19 protein-coding genes are annotated in these 25,446 nt (G+C 71.3%); 10 read left to right on the top strand and 9 right to left on the bottom strand.

What is annotated here, in order from left to right:
* Positions 1 to 4: 4 nt before the first annotated feature.
* From J8G10_RS12550 to J8G10_RS12535, 4 genes are read left to right on the top strand one after another with little or no spacing between them, the layout of a single operon-like run.
* Positions 5 to 1,021 carry a branched-chain amino acid ABC transporter permease gene (locus J8G10_RS12550; protein WP_251445214.1) on the top strand — a complete coding sequence of 339 codons (1,017 nt, stop codon included), beginning with the start codon at positions 5 to 7 and terminating at the stop codon, positions 1,019 to 1,021.
* Positions 1,018 to 2,217 carry a branched-chain amino acid ABC transporter permease gene (locus J8G10_RS12545; RefSeq protein ID WP_251445211.1) on the top strand — a complete coding sequence of 400 codons (1,200 nt, stop codon included), beginning with the start codon at positions 1,018 to 1,020 and terminating at the stop codon, positions 2,215 to 2,217. Before J8G10_RS12550 ends, J8G10_RS12545 begins: the two co-directional genes overlap by 4 nt.
* Positions 2,214 to 3,062 (top strand): ABC transporter ATP-binding protein, encoded by an 849-nt coding sequence (locus J8G10_RS12540; RefSeq protein WP_251445208.1) that lies wholly within the window; start codon positions 2,214 to 2,216, stop codon positions 3,060 to 3,062. Before J8G10_RS12545 ends, J8G10_RS12540 begins: the two co-directional genes overlap by 4 nt.
* Complete coding sequence (locus J8G10_RS12535) at positions 3,055 to 3,762, top strand: ABC transporter ATP-binding protein (protein ID WP_366932779.1); 708 nt, start codon at positions 3,055 to 3,057, stop codon at positions 3,760 to 3,762. Before J8G10_RS12540 ends, J8G10_RS12535 begins: the two co-directional genes overlap by 8 nt.
* 80 nt (positions 3,763 to 3,842) lie before the next feature.
* On the opposite strand, the gene J8G10_RS19420 is transcribed toward J8G10_RS12535, so the two are convergent.
* The gene (locus J8G10_RS19420) at positions 3,843 to 3,968 is read right to left on the bottom strand and encodes a hypothetical protein (protein WP_285814267.1); all 126 of its coding nucleotides are present in this window, start codon (positions 3,966 to 3,968) and stop codon (positions 3,843 to 3,845) included.
* Between the two features lie 190 nt (positions 3,969 to 4,158).
* Here J8G10_RS19420 and J8G10_RS12530 point away from each other — a divergent pair, with 190 nt between their 5' ends.
* Together J8G10_RS12530 and pth are read left to right on the top strand one after the other, a co-directional pair.
* Entirely contained in the window at positions 4,159 to 4,770 is a 612-nt protein-coding gene (locus J8G10_RS12530) for a 50S ribosomal protein L25/general stress protein Ctc (RefSeq protein WP_251445202.1), read from the top strand.
* A 78-nt stretch (positions 4,771 to 4,848) separates the two neighbouring features.
* Entirely contained in the window at positions 4,849 to 5,430 is a 582-nt protein-coding gene (pth, locus tag J8G10_RS12525; protein WP_251445199.1) for an aminoacyl-tRNA hydrolase, read from the top strand.
* A gap of 47 nt (positions 5,431 to 5,477) precedes the next feature.
* Here pth and J8G10_RS12520 read toward each other — a convergent pair whose 3' ends face one another.
* Entirely contained in the window at positions 5,478 to 6,062 is a 585-nt protein-coding gene (locus J8G10_RS12520) for a hypothetical protein (protein WP_251445196.1), read from the bottom strand.
* Between the two features lie 86 nt (positions 6,063 to 6,148).
* On the opposite strand from J8G10_RS12520, the gene mfd reads away from it, so the two are divergent.
* Positions 6,149 to 9,733 (top strand): transcription-repair coupling factor, encoded by a 3,585-nt coding sequence (gene mfd / locus J8G10_RS12515; RefSeq protein ID WP_251445193.1) that lies wholly within the window; start codon positions 6,149 to 6,151, stop codon positions 9,731 to 9,733.
* Positions 9,734 to 9,774: 41 nt separating this feature from the next.
* On the opposite strand, the gene J8G10_RS12510 is transcribed toward mfd, so the two are convergent.
* From J8G10_RS12510 to J8G10_RS12490, 5 genes are all read right to left on the bottom strand, one after another.
* Positions 9,775 to 11,136 (bottom strand): collagen binding domain-containing protein, encoded by a 1,362-nt coding sequence (locus J8G10_RS12510; protein WP_251445190.1) that lies wholly within the window; start codon positions 11,134 to 11,136, stop codon positions 9,775 to 9,777.
* Positions 11,137 to 11,261: 125 nt separating this feature from the next.
* Positions 11,262 to 12,629: a glycosyltransferase family 2 protein gene (locus tag J8G10_RS12505; RefSeq protein ID WP_251445187.1), complete on the bottom strand. Its 1,368-nt coding sequence runs from the start codon at positions 12,627 to 12,629 to the stop codon at positions 11,262 to 11,264.
* Positions 12,626 to 13,525, bottom strand: a complete 900-nt coding sequence (locus tag J8G10_RS12500) for an ATP-grasp domain-containing protein (RefSeq protein ID WP_251445414.1) — start codon at positions 13,523 to 13,525, stop codon at positions 12,626 to 12,628. Before J8G10_RS12500 ends, J8G10_RS12505 begins: the two co-directional genes overlap by 4 nt.
* A 2-nt stretch (positions 13,526 to 13,527) precedes the next feature.
* The gene (locus J8G10_RS12495) at positions 13,528 to 14,457 is read right to left on the bottom strand and encodes a PIG-L deacetylase family protein (RefSeq protein ID WP_251445184.1); all 930 of its coding nucleotides are present in this window, start codon (positions 14,455 to 14,457) and stop codon (positions 13,528 to 13,530) included.
* 398 nt (positions 14,458 to 14,855) lie between these two features.
* The gene (locus J8G10_RS12490; protein WP_251445179.1) at positions 14,856 to 15,464 is read right to left on the bottom strand and encodes a response regulator transcription factor; all 609 of its coding nucleotides are present in this window, start codon (positions 15,462 to 15,464) and stop codon (positions 14,856 to 14,858) included.
* 302 nt (positions 15,465 to 15,766) lie between these two features.
* Between J8G10_RS12490 and J8G10_RS12485 the strand changes: the two genes are divergently transcribed.
* The 3 genes from J8G10_RS12485 to J8G10_RS12475 all read left to right on the top strand — a co-directional run bounded on the left by J8G10_RS12485 (position 15,767) and on the right by J8G10_RS12475 (position 21,059).
* Entirely contained in the window at positions 15,767 to 16,363 is a 597-nt protein-coding gene (locus J8G10_RS12485) for a gamma carbonic anhydrase family protein (RefSeq protein ID WP_251445176.1), read from the top strand.
* Positions 16,364 to 16,407: 44 nt separating this feature from the next.
* On the top strand, positions 16,408 to 19,389 hold the full coding sequence (locus J8G10_RS12480; RefSeq protein ID WP_251445173.1) for an aminotransferase: 2,982 nt from the start codon (positions 16,408 to 16,410) through the stop codon (positions 19,387 to 19,389).
* A gap of 197 nt (positions 19,390 to 19,586) precedes the next feature.
* On the top strand, positions 19,587 to 21,059 hold the full coding sequence (locus J8G10_RS12475) for an APC family permease (RefSeq protein ID WP_251445171.1): 1,473 nt from the start codon (positions 19,587 to 19,589) through the stop codon (positions 21,057 to 21,059).
* 67 nt (positions 21,060 to 21,126) lie between these two features.
* Here J8G10_RS12475 and gdhA read toward each other — a convergent pair whose 3' ends face one another.
* Together gdhA and J8G10_RS12465 are read right to left on the bottom strand one after the other, a co-directional pair.
* Positions 21,127 to 22,497, bottom strand: coding sequence for an NADP-specific glutamate dehydrogenase (gene gdhA / locus J8G10_RS12470; protein WP_251445412.1), 1,371 nt, complete (start codon positions 22,495 to 22,497; stop codon positions 21,127 to 21,129).
* 166 nt (positions 22,498 to 22,663) lie between these two features.
* Positions 22,664 to 25,333, bottom strand: a complete 2,670-nt coding sequence (locus J8G10_RS12465) for a phosphoenolpyruvate carboxylase (RefSeq protein ID WP_251445410.1) — start codon at positions 25,331 to 25,333, stop codon at positions 22,664 to 22,666.
* Positions 25,334 to 25,446 lie beyond the last annotated feature (113 nt).

Raw genomic sequence — 25,446 nt, 5'->3', positions numbered from 1 at the left:
CTGAATGCTCGATCTCGTCGCTCTGTCCGTCGTTCATGCGGACTCCTCCTGGATCAACTTCGACATCAACGCCCTGTTCCAGAACTTCTGGAGCGCCACCTTCGACGGCCTCACCTTCGGCGCCGTCTACGGGCTCATCGCCGTGGGCTACACCCTCGTCTACGGCGTGCTGAGCCTGATCAACTTCGCCCACTCCGAAGTGTTCATCGTCGGCGCCTACGGCGTCGTCATGACGCTGACGATGCTCGGCTTCGGCCCGAGCGCGCCGACCATCGGACCTGTCGCGATCATCATGGATCTCCTGCTCGCCCTCGTGGTCGGCATGGTCTTCTCCGCCGCGACGGCGTTCATCGTCGAACGCGTGGCGTATAGACCCTTGCGCAAACGCAACGCCCCCCGGCTCGCGTTCCTGATCACCGCGATCGGCGTCTCCTTCGCGATCCAGTACCTGATCTTCCTGCCCTTCGTCGGCGGGGCGAACGCGCAGCCCGCGGTCACGATGTTCATCCCGACCCCGGTGTTCGACGTCTTCGGCACGATCATCACCAACCAGCAGATCATCATCGTCATCGCGGCGGTGCTGCTCATGGTCGGCACCGACATGTTCATCCGGCGCAGCCGCACCGGTCGCGGGATCCGCGCCGTCGCGCAGGATCCGGACACCGCCACCCTGATGGGCGTCTCGAAGGAGCGCACCATCGTGATCACCTTCATCATCGGTGGTCTGCTGGCCGGTGCCGCCGCGCTGTTCTACGTGATGCTGGTGCCCTCCGGCGTCATCTACAACGGCGGGTTCATCCTCGGCGTCAAGGCGTTCGCGGCGGCGGTCCTCGGCGGCATCGGCAACGTCCGCGGGGCGCTGCTCGGCGGCATCCTGCTGGGCATCGTGGGCAACTACGGACAGATCCTGCTGGGCGACGCGCAGTGGGCCGACGTCGTGGCCTTCGTCATCCTGGTCCTCGTGCTGCTCGTGCGACCGACCGGCATCCTCGGCACCACCCTCGGAAGGAGCAAGGCATGAGCACCTCATCCGATGGCCCCCGTCCGCTGCCCACGGCGGAATCGGCCCGCGAGACGATCGAGACCGAGTCGGTCGCAACCGTGCGCCGCGGTCCGTTCCGCGGCATGCGCGAGCGCTGGAACGAGCTGTCCCGTCCCGCGCAGTGGGCGTGGATGCTGATTCCGGTCGCGATCGCATACGCGCTCCCGTTCCTGAACTTCTTCCCGCTCACCACCGCGCCGGGCAACGACTGGCCGCTGGCGCTGTTCGCGATGGCGGTCTACGCGCTCGTCGCCGTCGGCCTGAACGTCGTCGTCGGCTACGCCGGCCTGCTCGACCTCGGCTACGTGGCGTTCTTCGCCGTCGGCTCCTACACGGCGGCGATGTTCACCAGCCCGGATTCGCCGTACCTGAAGATCCCCTACCTCTGGACGCTGCCGCTGGCGATGGTCGTGGCGATGATCTTCGGCATCACGCTGGGAGTCCCGACGCTCCGGCTGCGGGGCGACTATCTCGCCATCGTGACGCTCGGCTTCGGAGAGATCGTGCGGATCCTCGCAACGATCATCCCGGCGATGAAGGGGCAGGTGGGCTTCCAGAACGTGGGGCGCCCACCGGGCGAGGGCCCGAACGGGATCCCCCTGTTCGCCAACTCCAACGGCACACCGTGGTACTGGCTGACGGTGACGATCCTGATCATCATCCTGCTGCTCGCGGGCAACCTGGAGCGCTCGCGCGTCGGTCGCGCCTGGATCGCGATCCGCGAGGATGAGGACGCCGCGGAGACCATGGGCGTCCCCACCTTCCGATACAAGGTGTGGGCGTTCGCGATCGGTGCGAGCGTGGGAGGCCTTTCCGGCGCGCTCTTCGCCGGGCAGGTCGGCTTCGTGAACAACCAGAAGTTCGACGTGCAGACCTCGATCCTCTTCCTCGCCGCGGTCGTCCTCGGCGGTACCGGCAACAAGGTCGGCGCGATCCTCGGTGGCGCGATCGTCGCGTACATCCCGCTCCGGTTCACCGCGATCGCGGACTACAAGTACCTGATCTTCGGCGTCGCCCTGGTGATCCTGATGATCTACCGCTCCAAGGGACTGATCCCGGCGAAGATGCGGCTCATGGCGTACTCGCGCAAGGCCCTCGAGTGGGTGGCGCCGCCGAAGACGCCCGCCTCACCACCGCCACGACCCACCCCGAGCACGGAAGGGGGCGCATCATGACCGACCCGATCCAGGACCCGCCGCTCGTCGAGGGCGCCGAATCCGAGCGCGAGATCGACGTCGCCGTCGGCGAGAAGCTCGTCGAGGTGAAGAACCTGACGATCAAGTTCGGTGGGCTCACCGCCCTGGACGACGTCTCGTTCGACATCCGGCGTGGCGAGATCCTCGGCCTCATCGGTCCGAACGGCGCGGGCAAGACGACCTGCTTCAACGCGATGACGGGCGTCTACAAGCCGACGAGCGGCGACGTGCTGCTCGAGGGGCAGTCCGTGAAGGGGCGCAAGCAGCACCAGATCACCCGGCTCGGCTTCGCCCGGACGTTCCAGAACATCCGCCTCTTCGGCGAGATGACGGCTCTGGAGAATGTCGTGGTCGGGCTCGACGCGCGCCACCGCACGTCGGTGCCGGGCGCGCTGCTGCGCCTTCCCCGGCACGTCCGGGAGGAGAAGAGCTCGGTCGATCGGGCGATGGCGCTGCTCGACTTCGTCGGCATCGCCCAGCACGCGCAGAAGCGCTCGCGGGACCTGTCCTACGGATCGCAGCGGCGTCTGGAGATCGCGCGCGCGCTCGCGACGGATCCGAAGCTGCTCTGCCTCGACGAGCCCGCCGCCGGCTTCAACCCCGCCGAGAAGGAGGACCTGATGGCGCTCATCCGGTCCATCCGGGACGAGGGCTACACCGTGCTGCTCATCGAGCACGACATGAAGCTCGTGATGGGGGTCACCGACCGCATCGTCGTGCTCGAGTTCGGCAAGAAGATCGCCGACGACCTGCCCGGAGTCATCCGCGATGACCCGCGCGTGATCGCCGCCTACCTGGGAGTGCCCGAAGATGACGTTGCTTGAACTGAAGGACGTCTCCGTCCACTACGGGCGGATCAAGGCGATCCACGACATCTCCTTCGCCGTGGAGGAGGGGGAGATCGTCTCGCTGATCGGCGCCAACGGCGCCGGGAAGACGACGACGATGCGCACGATCTCGGGGCTGCTCCAGCCGTCGAGCGGATCCATCACCTTCGATGGGCAGGACATCACCAAGATGAAGGCGCACCTGCGCGTGGTCAAGGGGATCTCCCAGTCGCCGGAGGGCCGCGGGATCTTCCCGGGCATGACGGTGCTGGAGAACCTCGACATGGGCACCTTCGGCTTGAAGAACAAGTCGGGGGTCGCCGAGTCCTACGAGCGCGTGTTCTCGCTGTTCCCGCGCCTCGACGAGCGCAAGAAGCAGCTCGGCGGCACGATGTCGGGCGGCGAGCAGCAGATGCTCGCCATCGGGCGCGCGCTGATGTCGCAGCCGCGCGTGCTGCTGCTCGACGAGCCCTCGATGGGTCTCGCGCCGCAGTTCATCCGGCAGATCTTCAAGATCATCACGGAGATCAACGCGCAGGGCACGACCGTCCTGCTCGTGGAGCAGAACGCCAACCAGGCGCTGGCCCGCGCGCACCGCGCCTTCGTGCTCGAGACCGGCGCCATCACCCGCACCGGCACGGGCAAGGAGCTGCTCGCCGATCCGGCCGTCAAGGAGGCCTATCTCGGCGTGGGCTGAGCCGGCCGGGGCCACGGGTCCCCATGCACGAGAAGAACCGCGTCGTCCGGAGGGGCGGCGCGGTTCTTCCGTCGAGGTCGTCAGTCCTTGCGGTAGCCGGAACGGCCGAGCGAGAACAGTGCGCCGAAGCAGAGCACGGCGGCGCCGACGGTCATGAGGCCGATCAGCCAGGCCAGCGCTTCGGAGAGGAACACACCATCGGTCATGCCGTACAGCCTATCGTCAGTGGCGCGCGCGGATCTCGGGTAGCATGGTGGGGTCCTCGGCGAGGGATGGCGCGCGTGCGCGCACATCCGTGATCGACGCGGTGAGCTCTGGCTCTCCTTCCGTCGTGTCGAGACGACGCACCCAGACCACCGCACGGCATCTGCGCCGCGCGTGAACGAGGAGAACATCATGACCGAAGACAACAAGGTTGTCGCCGAGCTCCGCACCAGCTTCGGCAAGGGCTTCGCCCGCCGCCTGCGCGCCGCGGGCCAGATCCCGGCCGTCATCTACGGCCACGGCGCCGAGCCGGTGCACGTCGCACTGCCGGGCCACCAGGTCGCCCTGCTCATCCGCCGCGCCAACGCGCTGCTCGACCTCGACATCGAGGGCAAGGGCCAGCTCGCCCTGGTCAAGGACGTGCAGAAGGACCCGGTGCACCAGGTCATCGAGCACATCGACCTCCTCGTCGTGAAGAAGGGCGAGAAGGTCTCCGTCGAGCTCCCCGTGGTCGTCGTGGGCGAGGCCTTCGCCGGCACGATCGTGCAGCTGGAGAACACGCACCTCGCCGTCGAGGCGGAAGCCACCCACATCCCCGAGCACGTCGAGGTCTCCGTCGAGGGCCTCGAGGACGGCGCGCACATCACTGCCGCCGACGTGACCCTGCCGAAGGGTGTCACGCTGGTCGCCGACCCGGAGCTGCTCATCGTGGCGGTGTCCGCACAGAACACCTCCGACTCGCTCGCCGAGGCCGAGGGCGACGCTCTCGAGGCCGACGCCATCGAGTCCGAGACGGCGGAGTGACCGTCCGGTCCTAGAACTCCGAGAAGGGGGCGCGATTCTTCGCGCCCCCTTCTTGCTCTCTTCCTGGAGGATGGATCCATGGCGCAGACGTGGCTGGTGGTGGGGCTCGGCAACCCGGGTCCGAAGTACGCCGCGACCCGGCACAACGTGGGACAGATGGTCGTCGACGAGCTCGCGGCGCGCCGCGGCGAATCCTTCCGCGAGCACAAGGCCGGCGCCAGGGTCGTCGAGACCTGGGTGCGGCCGGGGGGCGACAAGCTCGTGCTCGCCAAGCCCAACAGCTTCATGAACGTGTCCGGTGCCCCGGTGGGCGCGCTCGCCCGGTTCTACTCGGTGGACCCCGAGCGGGTCGTGCTCGTGCACGACGAGCTCGACATCCCCTTCGACACGATCAAGCTCAAGGTCGGCGGCGGGCACGGCGGGCACAACGGCATCCGCGATGTCGCGCGGGTGCTGACCACGCCCGACTTCCCGCGCGTGCGGGTGGGGATCGGCCGGCCTCCGGGACGGCAGGATCCCGCGGACTGGGTGCTCGCCCCGTTCGGCGCCGCCGAGCGTCCGAATCTCCCGATCCTCGTCGCCGACGCGGCGGACGCCGTGGAGCAGCTGGTCGAAGAGGGACTGCTCGCCGCGCAGCAGAAGCACCACGCCCCGCGCTGAGCCGCATGCCGCGAAGCCTCGCGTCGGGATGGTGCGCGGCGACGCCGTCAGCGCTGGGTCGCGGAGATGCCGAGCGCGATGACGAACGCGATGTAGCCGACGACGACGTACACGATCGGGCCGAGCGCGGCGATGATGACCGCGGCGATACCGGGTCCGCGTCCGCGGCGCTTCGCGATCGCGACGATGCCCTGCACGAGCGCCCAGATCCCGAGCGCGGTCGCTGCCCACGACGTGATCTCGACCCACAAGACCAGATCGCGCACGGGCGTGAAGATCGACAGGTCCTCCGCGGACACGCTGTTCTCGAGAGTCGTGAGGTCGGTCGACGAGCCGATGCCCTGGCCGATCTGCCAGGCGAGCACGGCGCCGACGATCGTGAGCACGACGGCGGCGAGGAGGGCGAGCAGCAGCGCCACACGGCCCAGGCCGGAGCCGCGCGCGGGCTGCGCCGGCGGGGCGTAGGGCGCGCCGGCGTACCCGCCGGCGGGACCCGCGAAGGCCCCGGGCGGAGCCTGGTAGACCGGCGCGCCGGTCTGCTGCGGCGCATACGCGGGTGGAGCGACCGGCGGCGTCGGATATCCCGGCGCGACGGGCGGCGGAACAGGGCGGGACTGCTGCGGATCGGTCACGCGTTCATCCTAGGCTCGGCACCCCCGGCGGGGTCCGCGCCGCGGCGCCGGGGCGCCGTGTCGGCGGCGGCCCGTAGACTCTTCCGGTGACTGTGCAGGGGATCATCCGCGCTCTGGAAGAGGAGGCGTCCGGCTTCCGGGACGCCCTGAGCTGGGCGCAGACCGACGCCGACCTGCTGGCGAGCGCCGGCATGGACGCCCCCATGCTCGCGGGGCTCCTCGAGCGCCGTGCTGCGGCGGGGAAGCCCGCCGCGCTGCTCGTGGTCGCGCCGACCGGTCGCCGGGCCGAGTCGCTGGCGGCGGCACTGGGCTCGTACCTCCCGCGCGCCGAGATCCTGTCCTTCCCCGCGTGGGAGACCCTCCCGCACGAGCGGCTCAGCCCCAGCCCCGACACGGTCGGGCGGCGTCTGGAGGTGCTGCGCCGGATGCGGGTGTGGTCGCAGGAGCGCCCTCTCGTCGTCGTCGCCTCGGTGCGTGCGGCGCTGCAGCCCGTCGCAGCCGGACTCGGAGACGTCGAACCGCTAGAGCTCGTGGTGGGCGGACGGGGCTACGACCTCGACGGAGTGGCCGCGTCGCTCGTCGAACGCGCCTATTCGCGGGTGGACATGGTGTCCCGTCGCGGCGAGTTCGCGGTGCGCGGCGGCATCCTCGACGTCTTCCCGCCGACCGCGGAGCACCCGTCCCGGGTGGAGTTCTTCGGGGACGAGGTCGATCAGATCCGGTTGTTCTCGGTGGCCGATCAGCGTTCCCTTCCTGCCGCACCCGCGACGGTGGCGCTGCCCGCGAGCCGTGAGCTGCTGCTGACGGCCGAGGTGCGCGAGCGCGCGGCGGCCCTGGTCGACGCGTTCCCGGGCATCGCGGGCATGCTGCAGAAGATGGCCGAGGGGATCCCGGTCGAGGGCATGGAGTCGCTCCTGCCCGTGGTCGCCGGGCCCGTGGTGCCGCTCGCGGACTATCTGCCCGAGCAGGCGGCCGTCGCGCTCGTGGATCCGGAGCGCTCCGGCGCCCGCGCAGCCAGCCTCGGCGAGACGAACCGCGAGTTCCTCGACGCGGCCTGGAGCGCGGCGACGGCGGGGGCCTCCGCGCCGATCGACCTGCAGACCGGCGACTTCCTCTCGATCGGCGACCTCCGCGCCGCCGTGCACGACCGCGACGGCGTGTGGTGGCGTCTGAGCGCCTTCGACGCCGGCTCGGACGACGAAGCGCACGACCAGGGCGCCGACGGCGTGAGCGCCGCACCCATCCCGTCGTTCCACGGCAACGTCGACGGCGCGATCGAGTTCACCGCCGGCCGGGTCGGGGAGGGATGGCGGGTGGTGCTGGTGTCGTCGGGCGCGGGCCTGGTCGACCGTGCGCGCGACGTGCTCGCCGACCGCGGCATCGCCGCGCGGGTCGTGCAGACCCTCCCGGACAGCCCCGAGCCCGGCGTGGCGACGCTCGTCACCGGATCCATCGAGTCCGGATTCCAGATCGCGAGCGCCAGGATCGCGGTCATCACCGAGAACGAGTTCTACGGTCGCACGATCGGCGGCGACACCCGTGTCGTGAAGAAGCTCGCGTCGCGGCGCAAGAACGTCGTGGATCCGATGCAGCTCAAGGCCGGCGACTTCGTCGTGCATCAGACGCACGGGATCGCGCGCTTCGTCGAGATGACGCAGCGCGAGGTGTCCTCGGGCGGCCGCAACGCCGTCAAGACCACGCGCGACTATCTCGTGCTGGAGTACGCGCCGTCCAAGCGCGGCTATCCGGGCGACAAGCTGTACGTGCCGACCGACCAGCTCGACCTGCTCTCGAAGTACGTCGGCGGCGAGGCTCCGACGCTCTCGAAGATGGGCGGGAGCGACTGGGCCGCGGCGAAGGGCAAGGCGCGCAAGGCGGTGCGCGACATCGCCGTTGAGCTCGTGAAGCTGTACTCGGCGCGGATGGCCGCGAAGGGCTACGCGTTCGCGAAGGACACCCCATGGCAGCGCGAGCTCGAGGAGGCGTTCCCCTTCGCCGAGACACCCGATCAGCTGCAGACCATCGACGAGATCAAGGCCGACATGGAGCGGCCCATCCCGATGGACCGGCTGCTGAGCGGCGACGTGGGATTCGGCAAGACCGAGGTCGCGGTGCGGGCCGCGTTCAAGGCGATCCAGGACGGCAAGCAGGTCGCGATGCTCGTGCCGACCACGCTGCTCGTCAAGCAGCACCTCGAGACCTTCTCGGAGCGCTTCGCGGGCTTCCCGGTCAAGGTGCGCCCGCTGTCGCGGTTCCAGACCGACAAGGAGGCGCGCCTCACGCTCGACGGCCTGCTGGAGGGATCCGTCGACATGGTGATCGGAACCCACCGGATCCTCACCGATCAGGTGATGTTCAAGGATCTCGGCCTCATGATCATCGACGAGGAGCAGCGGTTCGGCGTCGAGCACAAGGACGCACTCAAGAAGATGAAGACGAACGTCGACATCCTCGCCATGAGCGCGACGCCGATCCCGCGCACGCTCGAGATGGCGGTGACGGGAATCCGCGAGATGTCCACGCTGCAGACGCCGCCCGAGGACCGGCACCCGATCCTCTCCTTCGTGGGGCCGAAGAGCGACAAGCAGGTCTCCGCGGCGATCCGTCGCGAGATCCTCCGCGAGGGTCAGGTCTTCTACGTGCACAACCGCGTGCAGTCGATCCAGCGGGTCGCGAGCGAGCTCGCCGAGCTCGTGCCCGAGGCGCGCATCGCCGTCGCGCACGGTCAGATGGGCGAGCACCAGCTGGAGCAGGTGGTCGACGACTTCTGGGAGCGCAAGTTCGACGTGCTCGTCTCGACCACGATCATCGAGACGGGCCTCGACATCTCGAACGCCAACACGATCATCATCGACCGGGCCGACCGCTACGGCCTCAGCCAGCTGCACCAGCTGCGCGGACGTGTCGGCCGCGGGCGGGAGCGCGCCTACGCGTACTTCCTGTACGACGACATGAAGCCGCTGAGCGAGACCGCCGCCGACCGGCTGCAGACGATCGCGGTGAACAACGACCTCGGATCCGGCATGCAGGTCGCGCTCAAGGACCTGGAGCTGCGCGGGGCGGGCAACCTCCTCGGTGCGGAGCAGGCCGGGCACATCGCGGGCGTCGGCTTCGACCTCTATCTGCGCATGATCGGCGAGGCGGTGGCGACGTTCCGCGGTGAGGAGACCGAGACCGGCGCCGAGCTGCGGCTCGAGCTTCCCGTGGACGCGCGGATCCCCGACGCCTACATCGACAGCGAGCGGCTGCGCCTGGAGGCGTACCAGAAGCTGTCGAGCGCGGCGACCGCGACCGCGGCCGAGGACGCGATCGATCACGTGATCGAGGAGCTGACCGACCGCTACGGCACGCCGCCCGCCGAGGTCGAGGGTCTCGTCGCGATCGCCCGGCTGCGGCGTCGTGCCGCGCGGGCCGGCCTCACCGACGTGGTGGCGATGGGGTCGAACCTCCGGGTCGCGCCCGCCCGTTTCGAGGACTCGATGAAGGTGCGCCTGCAGCGTCTCTATCCGCAGGCCAAGCTGGTCGGCGGGGGAGAGGCCCTCGTCGTGCCGATGCCCGGTGCGGACCGGGCAGATCCGGTCGAGTGGACGGGGCAGCTGCTCACCGCTCTGTTCCCGGAGCCGGCCCCCGCGGAGTCGGAGACGCCCGCCGCATCGGCCACCGCGCGCTAGCAGCACGGGGGTTCGGAGTCCTCCGAACCCCCGTGCCGTGCTCAGTTCAGCGTGCGCTCGGAGGGGCCGGTCTCAGCGCCGTCACGACCACGCCTCCGCCGGGCCCGCAGCAGGATCGCTCCGCCGAGCAGCAGTGCGCCGGCGACGCCCAGGGGGCCCAGGCCGAGCGCTCCTCCGGTGTTCGCGAGTGCGCCCGCGGACGGCGGCGCCGGGGGCGTTGCCCCGGGCGGGGTCGCCACCGGGCTGACCGTCGGCGAGGGCGTGACCGTGGGGGTCGGTGCAGGCGTGACGGTCGGCGCCGGGGTGACGGCCGGCGTCGGGAGGACTGTCGGCGTCGGCTTCGGAGTGGCGGTCGGGGTCGGCGTCGGGGTGACGGTCGGTTTCGGGGTCGGCGTCGGAGTGGCGGTCGGGGTCGGCGGCACTCCGTCGCCCGTCCCGGTGCCGCTCCCGCCGTGGTGCACGACGGTCGCGGCGACGGTGTCCGTGCGCTCGGTGCCGATGGCGACGGTGGCTGTGTTGGTGTAGCTGTCGCTCGGCGCCCCGGTCACGCGGGTCGTGAACTTGACCTCGTAGTAGTAGCCCCGCTGGGCGACGAACGACACCGTCGATCCGTCGGCCGACACGGCGACCTCCGCGGCCGGCTTGGGCTGCCAATCGCCGGGCCATTCGTACCCGTCGGGATTGCGCACCAGGATGTGCGACTGCATCACCGTCCCGGTCGTCCCGTCGAGCGTCAGGGCCTGGTCCCCGGCCGGGCGATCGGTGACGACGATCCGTTCGCCGCCCGCCATTCCGCCGCGCGGGGCGGCGACGGCGACCGTCCAGTGGATCAGACCGTTCGCGCGATCCTCGGCGCCCCATTTCCCGTTCCGGCGTCCTTCGAACGCGCAGTCCTGCTCGCACCGACCGGTGGGCGGGGTGACGGTGACGGTCGCGGTCAGCCGATCGAAGACGTAGTCGATCACCGTGTCCGAGGTGACCTCCGTGCGGATGTCGACCCAGAACCGCACGGTGCCGTGGAGGTTGCGCGGGTGCGTCGCCGCATAGCCGGCATCGACATCGCACTGCAGGCGGGTCGTCGTCACCGTGCAGCGACCGGCGGCCTCGCCGTTCGGGGAGAGCAGCGGGAACGCGTCCTGGAGCCCCTGGAGTCCCTGGGGGAGATCGATGACGAACCCGGCGGGTCCCGGCGCGCCGTCGGGCAGCGACCAGTCGGCCTCGAGCGCCACCGAGGATCCTCCCGGGACCGCCGACTCCGTGAAGCGGATGTCATCGATCGTGGCCGTCGTCGCGTACGGGGGCGCCGCCGCCGCCGGAGCCGCCAGGGCGAGCGTCGCGGCGACGACCGCTGCGGCCCCTCCCAGGCGCGCCCACAGCGCGGATCGTTCCTGTCGTCGTCTCATGTGTGTCTTCCTTTCTTGACGTGAAGGTCTTTCCCGGCCTGACGGTCGGGGGTGTGTCGGGAGGCGGGGAGCGGGCGCCGGCCGGGGGCGTCGCCGAGGTGCCCCGGGACGCGGCGCGCTGAGGATCAGGGCAGCGAGCGGGCGGGGTCCGGAGTCGGGTGCGCCGCCGCGAGCCTCGCGTCTCCGGCGACGATCCCGGTGCGATGGAGCTTGTTCCACCGCTGCGGGGCGCGTCGCAGCTCGTCCCGGATCGCCCAGACCATGGTGAGACCCATCAGGCACGAGTACAGGGGCCAGAGCACGACGGTCCAGCCGTTGCGGAGTTCCCGCCAGGCGCCGTTGAGGACGAGCGCCAGGACGACGACGAGGGCGGTGGAGACGAGCCCGAGCCATCCGAGCACCGCCCAGGCGTCCCGGCCGACGGCCTGCCGACCGCCGATCGCCAGCGGCAGGAGGACGAGGAGCAGGCCGAGCTGAAGGACCGGACCGACGATCGCCGTGAGCGTGTTGAGGGCGAGGTAGGCGCCGAAGATCCCGTGTCGAGGACTGCCGATCATCCGGCGGTGCATCCAGGTCGTCTGCAGGAGCCCGCGTGCCCACCGCACCCGCTGTCGCCACAGGCCGCGCACGGTCGACGGAGACTCGGCGAACACGATCGCCCGAGGCTCGAACAGCACCCGGAAGCCCGCGGCGTGCACGCGCCAGGTGAGTTCCAGGTCCTCGCCGAGCGTGTGCTCGTGGAACCCGCCCAGGGATCTCACGACCTCGGCGCGGAAGGCTCCGATGTTGCCGGATACGATCGGCAGGCAGCCGAGGAGGGAGAGCGCCCGGCGCACCAGCCCGGTCCCCACGTGGCTGAGGATCGAGAGCATGCGGGTGAGCGGGCGATCCGCGTTGGAGGGCCTGTCGTCTCCGCACACGGCGCCGACGCGGCGGTCCGAGAACGGGACGATGAGCCATTCGACGGTGTGCCGGTCGAACAGCCCGTCGGCATCGACGAAGAGCAGGATGTCGCCGACGGCCATCCGGATGCCGCGGTTCAGCGCCGCGCCCTTTCCGGCGTTGTCCTGGCGGACCGCGTGCACGCACGGATGCCGCTCCGCGAGCCCGCGGGCGATGCTCCAGGTGGCGTCCGTCGAGCCGTCGTCGACGATGATCACCTCGAGACGCGGGAATGCCGACCGGACGATCGAGGCGATGCAGGCGTCGAGCACGACCTCCTCGTTGTACGCGGGAACGATCACGCTGACGATCGCATCCCCGGGGTACACGAGGGTGCGGCGAGGGGCGGCCTCCGTGTCGCCGCCCCGGGCGATCCCGCGGAATCCGGGACGCGGGCCCGCCGCCAGGCGCGCTCGCCGCCCGGAGGTGAGACGGATGCGCAGTTCGAACCAGGAGGCGATCGGGACGTAGGCGAGCTTCGCCGTGGCGATCAGCAGCAGGCCGGATCCGATGACCTGCGCACCGAGCTCGAGCGCGCCGAGGCCGATCATCGCGCCCCCGCCAGGTGCGCGAGTTCGACCAGCGCCTCGCGGAGCAGCTCCGGCGCGGAGGCGCTGTTCGCCCCGAAGCGCGCATTGACCTCGAGGACGGCCGGAGTCCCGTCCGCCAGGAGTCGGACGTCGACGTCGACGGGGCCGGAGAGCCCCAGCGCGTGCGTCGCCGCCACGGCCAGGTCTCCGACCTCTGCGCCCTCGGGCGCGACCCGGGTGACCCCGACGGCGTTGCCGGTGCGCCCCTCTCGCAGCGCGAGTTTGCGCAGCACGACGCAGCGCGAGGAGCCGAGCGACGTCACGGGGGAGTACACCACGGGCGCGAACTCCGGGCCGGGTGCGAACCGCTGCACGACGAGCGCGTCGGTGGCGGTGCGCCACGCCTCGACGGCGTCGGCGCGTGCAGCGTGCTCCGCGTCGATCACCCGCACGCCGCGGCCGCCGCGCGAGATCCGCGGCTTGATGACGACGGATCCGCCCAGGCGCTCGACCGCCTCGGCGGCGCTGCTCGCCTGGGACGGCAGCAGGAAGCCGGGCACGGACACCCCGTGGGCGCGGAGCCGTTCGGCGGTCGCGTACTTGTCGTCGGCGATGCGGACGGCCGCCTCGTCGCCGAGGAGGAGGGGCACCGGGAACGCCGCCGCGACGCGGGCGAGCGGAACGAGCTCCTCGCTCACGCTGGGCACCACGGCATCGGCGCCCCACCGCCCGGCCAGCTCCGCCAGCTGCTCCGGGTACCCGGGATCGTCCGCCCGCAGCACCCGCTGGAACGCGTCCGCGGCGGGCGCGTCCAGCGCGCGGAGGTCCGTCCCGCCGACCCAGTGCCCGAGGCTGCGGAGCTGACGGCCCAGGGCGGCCCCTGCCGGTCCGCCGATGCCCGTGACGAGGATCCGCATGCTCACAGACCCTCCGTCGCGAAGCCCTGGAGGCGCACGACCTCGAAGCCCTCGGCGAACCGCGCCCGCGCCTGGGCGCCGCGGAAGGCGGCGACGGCGCGCACCCGTTCCGCCGCCATGTACGGCTTGCCGCGCTGGTCCTGATGCAGCTCGACGGCATCGACCTTGACCTCGAGATGCTCGGTCACGTCCACGTAGAGCACGGGGGCGAAGTCGCCCGTCGCCGAGGGGCTCTCGAAGCAGATCACCGAGCCGTGCCGACGGGCGGCCCGCAGGGTGGCGAAGTGCACCGCCTCGTGATCCTGGTGGTAGTCGTTCTTGGAATGGGTGAGGACGAGGTCCGGCGCGAAGTCCTCTATGGCGCGCTCGATGATCTGCACCATCGCGTGGTCGTCCCGCGCGAGCCGGGTGTCGCGCAGCTCGTGCACGTCGGTGGTCCCCGCTCCGAGGTGCCGCGAGCCGCGGTGGGCTTCGCGCAGCCGCGTCGGGGCGTCGCCCCCCGAGGATCCCGCGGTCATCACGACCGTCCGGATCTCGTGACCGCGATCGGCGAGCTTGGCGAGGGTCGCGCCGCAGGCGAGCTCGATGTCGTCCGGGTGCGCGCCGATGGCGAGGATCCTCCGCCGGCTTCGCGCCGGAGCGCCCCTTCGGCGCAGCTGCACGGCGGCGACGGAGGTGACCACGAGCAGCGCGACGATCGCGAGCGCGAAGAGGACGAGGACCGTTCCCCGGGTGCGCAGCGGCGGAGCGGTCACGATGACGCTCAGGATGAGCACGAGGGCGACCGCGAGCGTGCCGCGCAGGACGTGTCCCTTCCGGAAGCGGCGCTCGAACCACCGCGCGCTGCGCCGCGTGGCCAGCAGGAGCAGGCAGGCGCCGCCCGAGAGCGCGATCAGGACGAGGAAGGGGAGGTTGGTGAGAACGAAGTCCATGGTGGTGAAGAGTCAGGCCTCTGCGGATCGGAGGAACGTCGGATGGTGCCCCTGCAGCGGGGAGCGGGGCCGGCTCGGGGTGCGACCGGTCTCGGGGAGTCCCCGGTCGCTGCGATCGCAGGCCTCGGCGGACCCGGCGTCGGCGCGCGCGGCGGGCGCGATGGACGCGGACGGTCACGGGGCATGGGCATCTGACTCACCTCCCCCCGGATGGCGATGTGCATGCGCGGTGCCGGAGGGTGCGGATCGGACCCGAGACCCCCGGCGACGCTCCCACCCTGGCAGGTCGCCGGGTGCCGGCACCGGGATTCGGCGCGGATCCCTCAACCGGGACGGTGTTTACCTCAACTTCGTGGATCGGGCCCGGGCCGCGGGATCGCGGTCGGACGCGCGGAGCGCTACCGCCCCGCGATCACCCGGTCCTCGACGGCGCGATGGAAGAGATCCACCTTCGACGGCGCCGGGCGCCCGACGACCGCGTACTTCCCCCGGATGCGCCGGATGTGGTCGTACACGGTCTCCCGGGAGATGAAGAGGCGTTCCGCCACGCGCGCGGCGGTGTCGCCCGCGGCGTACAGGGCCAGCACCTCGCGCTCCCGGCTGCTCAGACCGGCATCCCGGGGCGAGGCGTCGCCGTCCGGGCGAGCCGAGCCGGGGTGGTCCCGGTGCGCCGCCTGGCGGACGGCCCGGACGATGACCTCGGTCGTCGCGGCCTTCTGCACGACGCCGACGGCCCCCGCGCGCATCGCATCCCGGATCGTCTTCGGGCGGGCGTCCGTCGCGAAGGCGAGGACCTGGGCGCCGTCGTTCGAGAGCAGCCGGATGTTGCGGCGGAAGTCGGTGAGGTCCGCGAGCCCGAGATCCAGCAGGACGACGTCGAGCCACTGTCCGTAGGCCTGCAGGGCCTCGACCGTGGTCGCCGTCGCCGTGACGTAGATGTCGGGCTGGGTGTTCAGGACTGCGGCAGCGCCGAGACTGACGACGGGATGATCGTCGACGATGCCCACGTGAATGAGTGCGTGACCAGGCTGTGGTCGATCGTTGTGCATGCTGGCCCCCCAGAGCTGCCGCGTCGCGCCTCGGTGCGGCACTCTTATCGTGCCATCGGGGCGGTCGTTCCTCCGTGGCATGCCGTCGAGTCCTGTGGAAATCTCCCGATGATCCCCCGACCTCGGGGAGCGAACCCGAGATCGCTCCCCGAGGTCGGGGGCTCGCCGGAGCCGGATGACGCGGGGTGCCGGGGCCGACTCCCGGCGTCGCCGCCCCGCGGGAGCCTGACGAAACCGGGGCGCGGCACTACGCTCGTCACATGATGTACGAGCACCTCGGGGCTCGGCCCCGTGTCCACGACACCGCCGTCGTGGCGCCGTCCGCCGTGATCTCCGGCGACGTCACGATCGGGCCGAACTGCCAGGTCCTGCACGGCGCGGTGATCACGGCCGAGGGCGGCCCGATCACCCTCGGCGAGCATGTGATCGTGATGGAGAACGCGCTCATCCGCGCCACGGCCGCGAACCCGGTGCACATCGCGGACCACGTGCTGGTGGGGCCGATGGCGAGCATCTCCGGCGCGACGATCGCCGAGGAGGTCTTCCTCGCCACCGGGACCAGGATCTTCAACGGGGCCGTGATCGGTGCACGCAGCGAGGTGCGCATCAACGCGGTCGTGCACCTGCGCACGACCCTGCCGCCGGAGAGCGTCGTGCCGATCGGCTGGGTCGCGGTCGGAGACCCGGTGCGGATCCTCTCGCCCGAGCAGCACGAGTCGATCTGGGAGGCGCAGCACGAGCTCGACTTCCCCGGCTACGTGTTCGGCGTCGACCGCTCGACCCCCGACCTGATGGTGCAGCTGACCGAGCGGTACGCGCGCTCCCTCGCCCGGCACAGCGACGACCGCGTGCTCTGAGCAATCCGCCCTCCGACCCTCCCACTCCGAACGAAGGGACCGCTGTGCCCGAACAGCCCGCCGGGGGTCTTGTGCGCCCCGACGTCACCGCATCCGACGCCGTCGCGATCGCCCTCGACCACTGGGGGATCGCGGTCACGGCGACCGAGCTCGGCAGCAACCAGGATCGCAACTTCCTGCTGACCGAGGGGGACGGCACCCGCAGCGTGCTCCGGGTCGACAATCCGGTGTTCGGCGACAGCGCCCGCGACGCCCAGCACGCCGCTCTCGACGCCTATCGTGCGGCGGGCGTCGCGGTCCCCGCGGCGCTGCCGGGGCTCGACGGCGTCCTCACGCAGTGCTGGCGAGGACTGTCGGTCCGCCGGAGCGCCTTCGCCGAGGGGGAGGCGATGGTCGACGCCGGCTACTTCGCCCCCGTCGTGCTGCGCGAGTTCGGCGCGCTCGCCGCGGCCTCGGTGAACGCCCTGTCCGCGCTCGGGCATCCCGGTCTCGACCGCCGGCACATGTGGGACATGCGGGTCGCCGCGGAGGAGGCCAGGCGCCTACTGCCGTCGATCGGGGATCCGGCGCTGCGCGGAGAGGTGGAGATCGCGATCGCGGAGGCGGAGCGCGCCCTCGCGGCCGTCGCGGCGGAGCTGCCCGTCCAGCCCGTCCACGGCGACCTCACCGACGACAACGTCATGGGCGAGCGGGGATCGGACTCCCGGCTGCATCCGCGCACGGTGCTGGATCTCGGCGACCTCGCGCTCGGCTGGCGGGTCGCGGAGCTCGCGGTGTGCGCCTCGTCGATGCTGCATCACGAGCCGGAGCGCCCTCTGCGCGTCCTCGAGACCATCGCGGCGTTCCACGCCGACGCGCCGCTCAGCGCGGCGGAGGGCCGCGCGGTGTGGCCGCTGATCGTGCTGCGGGCGGCGCTGCTCGTCGCGAGCGGCTGGCACCAGCTCGCGATCGACGGCGGCAACGACTACGCCAGGGAGCGCATCGCCGGCGAACAGGCGATCTTCGACGCCGCGACGGCGGTCCCGCTCGCCGAGGTCGTCGAGCTCGTCCTGGACCGCCTGGGATTCCCCCCGGCCGTGCCGGCCCCGGCGCCGGCGGACGCGGCGCCCGGACCGCTCGCCGCTCTCCTGCCCGACCTGGGCGGAGACGTCGCGATCATCGATCCGGGCGTCGAGTCCGAGGATCTCGCGGCGGGCGCCTGGCTCGATCCGGACGCCGAGGACGCCCTCGTGCGGGCCGCGTTCACCCGCGGCGCCGCGGCGGCGGTGATGCCCTACGGCGTCTACCGGCTCACCCGCACGCGCATCGACAGCGCGGATGCCGCGGCGACCTGGCCGATCGCCGCGGTGATCCACCTGCCGGCGGGGGAGGAGGTCGCCCTGCGGGCTCCGGCGTCCGGACGCGCGGTGCCGCTCGGCCCGACGGCGGTCCGGATCCTGCTGTCCGAGCACTGGGCGCTCGAGATCGCCGGGGCGGAGCTCCGAGGGCCGGGGACGACGGACGTCGTCGCCGGCGCCCCGCTCGGCGTGCTGGCCGCCAGCGCCCGGGTGCGCTCGCTCGTGGTCCGCGTGCTGTCGACGGAGGCTCCTGCGCCGCCCGCGGGCGCGGAGGGCGCCCACCTGGTCGAGCCCGATCGGGTGCCCGCCTGGCGCCGGTTCAGTGCCGACCCCGCGCCCTGGCTCGGTCTTCCGCGACTCGCGCAGGAGGACGAGGCATCCGCCGAGCTCGCCCGGCGCACGCGCATCTTCGCGAGCGCGCAGGAGCGCTACTACGAGCGGCCGCCTCAGATCGAGCGCGGCTGGCGGCACCACCTCGTCGACACGACGGGACGGGCCTATGTCGACATGGTCAACAACGTCACCGGCCTCGGGCACGGCCATCCCGGCGTGGCCGACGCCGTGAACCGGCAGATCCGGATCCTGAACACCAACTCGCGGTTCCTGTACCGGGAGCTCGCCGAGTACAGCGAGCGGCTGCTCACGCTGCTGCCGGAGCAGGCCCGCCGCGGCGACGCCGACCGGGAGGCGCTGGACACCGTGCTGCTCGTGAACAGCGGCTCCGAGGCGGTCGATCTCGCGCTGCGGCTGGCGCAGGCGGCCACCGGGCGCCGGACCGTGGTGTCGCTGCGGGAGGCCTATCACGGCTGGACGATGGCCAGCGACGCGGTCACGACGAGCGCCTACGACAACCCCGACGCGCTCGCCACCCGTCCGGACTGGGTGCACGTCGCGGACGTGCCCAACCGGTTCCGCGGCACCTACCGGGGAGAGGGCACCGGCGCACGGTACGCCGCCGACCTCGGGGCGGATCTCGATCGGCTCGCCGCCGCCGGGCGCCCCGTCGCCGGGTTCATCTGCGAGTCTGTGCTCGGCAACGCGGGCGGCGTGCTGCTCCCGGACGGCTACCTCGCCGACGCCTACGCCCGCGTGCGGGCCGCCGGCGGACTCTGCATCGCGGACGAGGTGCAGGTCGGCTTCGGCCGGATGGGATCGACGTTCTGGGGGTTCGAGCAGTCCGCGGTCGTGCCCGACATCGTCACGATCGCGAAGCCGATGGGCAACGGGTTCCCGATCGGCGGGGTCATCACCTCGCAGCGGGTCGCCGATGCCCTCGCCACCCAGGGCCAGTTCTTCTCCTCCGCAGGGGGCAATCCGCTCAGCTGCCGCGTGGGCATCGCCGTGCTCGACGCGATGGCGCAGGAAGGACTGCAGGACAACGCCCGCGTCGTGGGCGCCCGGCTGGCGGACGGCTTCCGCGCGCTCGCCGAGCGCCACGCGCTGATCGGTCCGGTGCACGGCGAGGGCCTCTATCTCGGCGTCGAACTCGTCCGCGATCGCACCAGCATGGAGCCGGCCGCGAGCGAGGCGGCGGCGATCTGCGAGCGGCTGCGCGAGCTCGGCGTCATCGTGCTCACCACCTCCGAGCGCTCGAACGTCCTGAAGGTCAAGCCGCCGCTGTGCCTGACGCCCGCCAGCGCGGACGTCGTCGTGGCGGCGCTCGACCGGGTCCTCACCGAGGGCTGGTGAGCGGAGCCGACGACCCGATCTACGGATATCGATGCGGATTTCAGGATCCGGTGCGGAATCCCTCGTGAGAATCGATGGTCGCGAGGGATCCGCTCGACCGGCATAATGTTCTCCAATCGATTGCGCAGCGCTGCGCAGCGAGCATCCGCCCGGCGCCCGAACGCCGCCGGCGGGTCCGCAGATCCAGAGGAGGATGCATGTCGATGAAGACCAAGCCGCTCGCGCAGGGCGGCGGGACGCTGAAGCGGAACCTCGGCCTCTGGGCCATCGTCGGCCTCGGCCTCGGGTACATGACCCCGACGGTCGTGTTCGACACCTTCGGCATGGTCGGCCGCGACACCGCGAACGCCGTGCCCGCGGCGTACCTGGTCGCCCTCGTCGTGATGGTGTTCACCGCGATCAGCTACGGCAAGATCGCGAGTGCGATCCCGAGCGCGGGATCCGCGTACACGTACGTCCGCGAGTCGATCCACCCGAACCTCGGCTTCATGGTCGGCTGGACGTCCCTCATCGACTACGTGCTGCTCCCGATGGTGAACTGCCTCATCATCCGGAGCTACCTCGAGGCGCTCTTCCCCGACATCCCCGGCTGGATCTGGGTCGTGATCTACTGCGTCCTGGTGACGGCGATCATCTACCTGACGATGCGCGGCACGTCGAACGCGAACATGGTCCTCCTGGTGTTCTCGATCATCGTCATGGCGGTGTTCGTGGTGATGGTCATCGCGCAGCTCGCGCAGGGGCACGGCGCCGGTACGGTCGCGTCCGTCGCCCCCTTCCTGCACGACGGAGTCACCATGGGCGCCGTGCTCATGGGCGCGACGATCGTGTGCTTCTCGTTCATCGGATTCGACGCCGTGACGATGTACGCCGAGGAGGCCAAGGACCCGAAGATCATGCCGAGGGCGATCCTGCTCACGGTGATCCTGGGCGGGGCGATCTTCCTCGTCGCCGCCTACTTCACGCAGCTGCGGTTCCCGGACTGGAACGAGTTCGCGCCGGGCGGCGACATGCAGTACGTCGAGGACTCCACGCTGCCGATCATCGGCCACCTCGTCGGCGGCGACGTGCTGCGCGCCGTCCTCACCGCGGCGGGCTTCTGCGCGACGCTCGCCTCGGGCCTCGCCTCGCACGCCTCGGTCTCGCGCATGCTGCTCGTCATGGGGCGCAACAACGTGCTGCCCAAGAAGGTGTTCGGCTACATCAACCCGCGCACGCACACCCCGACGTTCAACATCGTCCTCGTCGGCGCGATCTGCCTGCTCGCGATCCCGTTCACGCTGGAGCTCATCGCGGCCTGGATCAACTTCGGCGCGCTCATCGCGTTCACGTTCGTGAACGTGTCGGTGATCGCCTGGTTCGCGGTCCGCAAGGGGCGGCGCAAGACTCCCGGCGACATCTTCCGCTACATCGTGATGCCCGCGATCGGCATGCTGCTCACCGGCCTGCTCTGGGCCAACCTGCACCAGGACGCCCTCATCGGAGGCACGGTCTGGGCGGTCATCGGACTGCTCTACCTGCTGGTGCTGACGCGCGGGTTCCGTCGCAAGGTCGCCTCCTTCGACGAGAACGAGGCGGTCACCGGGTTCAACAAGCTGCCCGTGCCGGCGCCGCAGCGCCCGCTCGACGACGACCTCGACGACGAACGGGATCCGACCGGAGCGCGCTAGCCCCGGAATCGCGAAGCGCCGGCCCCGGGGAACGGGACCGGCGCTTCGGCGTGGGAGCGGATCCGGCTCAGATCACGCCCTGTGCGAGCATCGCGTTCGCGACCCGCTCGAAGCCGGCGATGTTGGCCCCCGCCACGTAGTCGCCCGGAACGTCGTAGCGCTCGGCGGCGTCGAACGCGGCGTGGTGGATGTCGGCCATGATGTCGCGCAGCTTCTGCTCGCTGTCGTCGAAGCCCCAGCGCTGGCGCGCCGCGTTCTGGCTCATCTCGAGGGCGGAGGTCGCCACGCCGCCGGCGTTCGCCGCCTTGCCCGGGGCGAACAGCACGCCCGCGTCCTGGAACAGGGCCACGGCCTCCGGGGTGCTCGGCATGTTGGCGCCCTCGGAGACGGCGCGGACGCCGTTCGCGATGAGCGCGGCGGCGCTCGCGCCGTCCAGCTCGTTCTGGGTGGCAGACGGCACCGCGATGTCCACGGGCACCTCCCACACGGACCCGCCCTCGACGAAGCGGGCGCCGGGACGGCGCTTCGCGTACTCGACGATGCGGCCGCGCTCGACCTCCTTGATCCGGCGCAGCAGCTCCACGTCGATGCCGGCGTCGTCGACGACGTAGCCGGAGGAGTCGGACGCGGTCACGGCCAGCGCTCCCAGCTGGGCGGCCTTCTGGATCGCGTAGATGGCGACGTTGCCGGATCCGGAGACGCCGACGCGCTTCCCTTCGAGGGATTCGTCGTGCACGGCGAGCATCTCCTGCGCGAAGAAGACCGCGCCGTAGCCGGTGGCCTCGGTGCGCACCTGCGCGCCGCCCCAGCCGATGCCCTTGCCCGTGAACATGCCGGACTCGTGCCGGTTGGTGATCTTGCGGTACTGGCCGAACAGGTAGCCGATCTCGCGTCCGCCGACGCCGATGTCGCCGGCGGGGACGTCGGTGTGCTCGCCGAGGTGGCGGTACAGCTCGTTCATGAAGGACTGGCAGAACCGCATGATCTCGGCGTCGCTGCGGCCGTGCGGGTCGAAGTTCGATCCGCCCTTGCCGCCGCCGATGCCCTGGCCGGTGAGCGCGTTCTTGAAGATCTGCTCGAAGCCGAGGAACTTGATGATCGAGATGTTCACCGAGGGGTGGAAGCGCAGGCCGCCCTTGTACGGGCCGAGCACCGAGGAGTACTGAACGCGGTAGCCGCGGTTCACCTGCAGCCTGCCGGCGTCGTCCACCCACGGCACCCGGAAGATCACCTGACGCTCGGGCTCGACGAGGCGCTCCAGCACACCGGCGTCGACGTACTCGGGGTGCCGCTCGAGCACGGGGCCGATCGAATGCAGCACCTCGTGCACGGCCTGATGGAACTCCGGCTCGTTCGGGTTCAGTGCGAGGACGCCGTCGAAGATCGGCTGAGCGAGAGGGGAGAGCGGATGGAAATCGGTGGTGGTCGGTTCGGTGATGATGTCGGTCACTCGGGATGCCTTCGGGAGGGGGATGCGGAGGGAGCGCGGGTGATCGTGTCGTGCGCAGACAGCCGGGTACGGCGGAAACCTCACTCTAATACAGCGGATTCCTCACCCCCGAGGTCATGACGGGGATGAGGAATCCGCAAGAAATCGCCTCTGATCAGCCTGTGTTCTGCAGGCCGGCGGCGACGCCGCTGACCGAGAGCAGCAGCAGGCGCTGCAGTTCGGGGTCCGGTGCGGGCCCTTCGAGACCCTCAGCGGCCGTCTCTCCGGCGCGGAGGGCGCGCAGTGCGCGCAGCTGCAGCAGCGACAGCGCGTCGACATACGGGCTGCGCATGGCGACCGCGCGCTGCAGGATCGGCTTGTTCTCCAGCAGGCGCTCGCCGCCGGTGAGCCGGATCACCCAGGACCGGGTCAGCTCCATCTCCTCGAGCACGAGGGCGGCGAGATCGTCGCGGTCGCCGAGGCCGAGATAGCGGCGTGCGATGCGCGGATCCGTCTTCGCCAGGCTCATCGCGACGTTGTCGACCATCGTGCGCAGCAGCGGCCACTCCTGATAGGCCGTGCGCAGCAGGTCCTCGTCGCCCACCGCTTCGAGCGCCGTGCCGAGGCCGAACCAGCCGGCCAGGTTGATCCGCGCCTGGGTCCAGGCGAACACCCACGGGATGGCGCGGAGATCCTCGAGCGATTCGACGGACAGCCCGCGGCGCGCCGGCCGGGATCCGAGCGCCAGCAGCCCGATCTCCTCCATCGGCGTGACCGTGGCGAACCAGGGGGCGAACCCCGGCGCCTTCACGAGGGAGAAGAAGCGCTCCCGGGAGGCGCGGTCCATCGTGCCCGCCACCTCGGCGAACCTGGCCGCGGCCGCGCTGTTGCGCTGCTCGACGCCCGGCGACGACGCCAGCAGCGTCGCGGCCGTCACCTGGTCGATGTGCCGCATCGCGATCGCTGGCTCACCGTAGCGCGCGAAGATGACCTCGCCCTGCTCGGTGAGCTTGAACCGGCCGTCGACCGAGTGCGGGGGCTGCGCGAGGATGGCGGAGTTCGCCGGCCCTCCGCCGCGTCCGAGCGCGCCGCCGCGGCCGTGGAACAGCGTGAGCTCGATTCCCTCGCGCTGCGCCCAGGCGGCGATCTCGGCCTGCGCCTCGTAGAGGGCGAGGTTCGCAGCGACCGGCCCGACGTCCTTCGATGAGTCGGAGTAGCCGAGCATGACCTCGAGCCGTCGGCCGGTCGCCGCCAGCCGTGCGGCGAAGGCCGGGTGCGCGACGATCTCGGCGAGGATCCCCGGGGCGGCCTGCAGATCGGCGAAGGTCTCGAACAGCGGGACCACGTCGAGCACCGGCAGGTCGTCGCCGCAGGCGTATGCGGCCAGGCGGTGCACGTTCGCGAGGTCGTCGGCCGACTGGGTGAAGGACACGACGTAGCGTCCCGCGGCCCGCGGTCCGTAGGTGCGCTGGATCTTGCGGACCGTGCGGAAGACCGCGAGCACCTCCTCGGTCTGCGCGCTGATGGAACCGTCGGATCCGCCCGCCGCGGCGTCGAGCTCGGCGAGGGCCTTGGCGTGCACCTGGGAGTGCTGGCGCACCTCCAGCTCGGCGAGGTGGAAGCCGTAGGTCTGCACCTGCCAGATGAGGTGCTGCACGCCGCCGAACGCATGCCGGTGCGCGCCGGCGCCCTCCAGCGACGTCTGCACGACGCGCAGGTCGGCGAGCAGCTGCTCGGGATCCGTGTAGGCGCCCTCGTCGCCGAGGCGGGTGGCCTCCACGCGATGGGCGAGCAGCAGGAGGATCCGGCGGTGCGGCTCGCCGGGGGAGCGGGTGGCGACCTCCCGGGCGACCTCGGGGTGCGCGTCCTGCAGCGCCTCCCACAGGGCGGTCGCCTCGGCGGACGCGGGCGTGCCCTCGGCATCGAGCGTGAGGGTGCGGCCGATCCGCTCCAGAGAGCGCTCGAGACCGCGCAGCACGTGGTCCGCGGCGATGGCCGCCGCCTCACGGGTGACCGCGGCGGTCACGAACGGGTTGCCGTCGCGGTCGCCGCCGACCCACGTGCCGATGCGCACGAACGCGGGGACGATCGGCGCCGTCGAGCCCGACTCCTCGCCGCGGAGCACGTCGTCGATGCGGCGATACACGTGCGGCACCGTCGTGAACAGCGTCTCGTCGAACACGCTCATCACGGTGCGCACCTCGTCGGTGGGCTCCGGCTTCTGCGCGCGCAGCGGAGCCGTGCGCCAGAGCGTGTCGACCTCCTCGAGCATGCGCCGGCGGGCGCGGTGCGCATCGGCGCTTCCGGGGGCCGCGGCATCGTGCGCGCTGAGCAGGTCGGCGAGGCGCCGGATGCTCGACGACACCGCGCGGCGACGCGCCTCGGTCGGGTGGGCGGTGAACACCGGGTGGAAGCGCAGCGCGCCGAGGCGGCGGCGCGCCTCCTCCTCGCCGACCTCGGCGGTCAGCTGCGCGAAGGCACCCGCCACCGTGTCGGTCCTCGCGCCGTTGCCCGAGCCCGTTGTGGGGTCGTCGCCGCGCTCGCGAAGCACGCGCACGCGCTGGTGCTCCTCGGCGAGGTTCACGAGGTGGAAGTAGGCGGTGAAGGCGCGGGCGACCTCGTCGGCCCGCTGCACCGAGAACTCCTCGGCGATGCGGGTGGCGCGGTCGAAGGCTTCGGCCGACTCGTCGGTGTAGGCCTCGATGGTCGCCTGGCGCAGGCGCTCGACGTCGTCGAACAGGTCGTCGCCGCCGGACTCGCGCAGGACCTGGCCGAGCAGTGCTCCGAGCATGCGCACGTCCGCGCGCATCACCTCGGGCAGCTCGCGCCCTGCCTCGAACCGCATGGCGATGCGGATGGCTTCGGTATGGGTTGTGTCGGGGGTCACGGTTCGAGCGTAAACCGACGCGGCGCGCCCGGAGACCAGCGTGACGGTGCGCGCCGAGAGGTATGCCATCC

This window comes from Microbacterium sp. USTB-Y (genome assembly GCF_023703415.1).
Taxonomy (GTDB): domain Bacteria; phylum Actinomycetota; class Actinomycetes; order Actinomycetales; family Microbacteriaceae; genus Microbacterium.
This window is presented reverse-complemented; position numbering and strand designations above follow the sequence as displayed.

Bases quoted from the DNA above. Each gene is read 5' to 3' on its own strand.
- J8G10_RS12550 (WP_251445214.1), top strand. From the start codon at position 5: ATGCTCGATCTCGTCGCTCTGTCCGTCGTTCATGCGGACTCCTCCTGG.
- J8G10_RS12545 (WP_251445211.1), top strand. From the start codon at position 1,018: ATGAGCACCTCATCCGATGGCCCCCGTCCGCTGCCCACGGCGGAATCG.
- J8G10_RS12540 (WP_251445208.1), top strand. From the start codon at position 2,214: ATGACCGACCCGATCCAGGACCCGCCGCTCGTCGAGGGCGCCGAATCC.
- J8G10_RS19420 (WP_285814267.1), bottom strand. From the start codon at position 3,968: ATGACCGATGGTGTGTTCCTCTCCGAAGCGCTGGCCTGGCTGATCGGC.
- J8G10_RS12530 (WP_251445202.1), top strand. From the start codon at position 4,159: ATGACCGAAGACAACAAGGTTGTCGCCGAGCTCCGCACCAGCTTCGGC.
- pth (WP_251445199.1), top strand. From the start codon at position 4,849: ATGGCGCAGACGTGGCTGGTGGTGGGGCTCGGCAACCCGGGTCCGAAG.
- J8G10_RS12510 (WP_251445190.1), bottom strand. From the start codon at position 11,136: ATGAGACGACGACAGGAACGATCCGCGCTGTGGGCGCGCCTGGGAGGG.
- J8G10_RS12505 (WP_251445187.1), bottom strand. From the start codon at position 12,629: ATGATCGGCCTCGGCGCGCTCGAGCTCGGTGCGCAGGTCATCGGATCC.
- J8G10_RS12500 (WP_251445414.1), bottom strand. From the start codon at position 13,525: ATGCGGATCCTCGTCACGGGCATCGGCGGACCGGCAGGGGCCGCCCTG.
- J8G10_RS12495 (WP_251445184.1), bottom strand. From the start codon at position 14,457: ATGGACTTCGTTCTCACCAACCTCCCCTTCCTCGTCCTGATCGCGCTC.
- J8G10_RS12485 (WP_251445176.1), top strand. From the start codon at position 15,767: ATGATGTACGAGCACCTCGGGGCTCGGCCCCGTGTCCACGACACCGCC.
- J8G10_RS12475 (WP_251445171.1), top strand. From the start codon at position 19,587: ATGTCGATGAAGACCAAGCCGCTCGCGCAGGGCGGCGGGACGCTGAAG.
- J8G10_RS12465 (WP_251445410.1), bottom strand. From the start codon at position 25,333: ATGCGGTTCGAGGCAGGGCGCGAGCTGCCCGAGGTGATGCGCGCGGAC.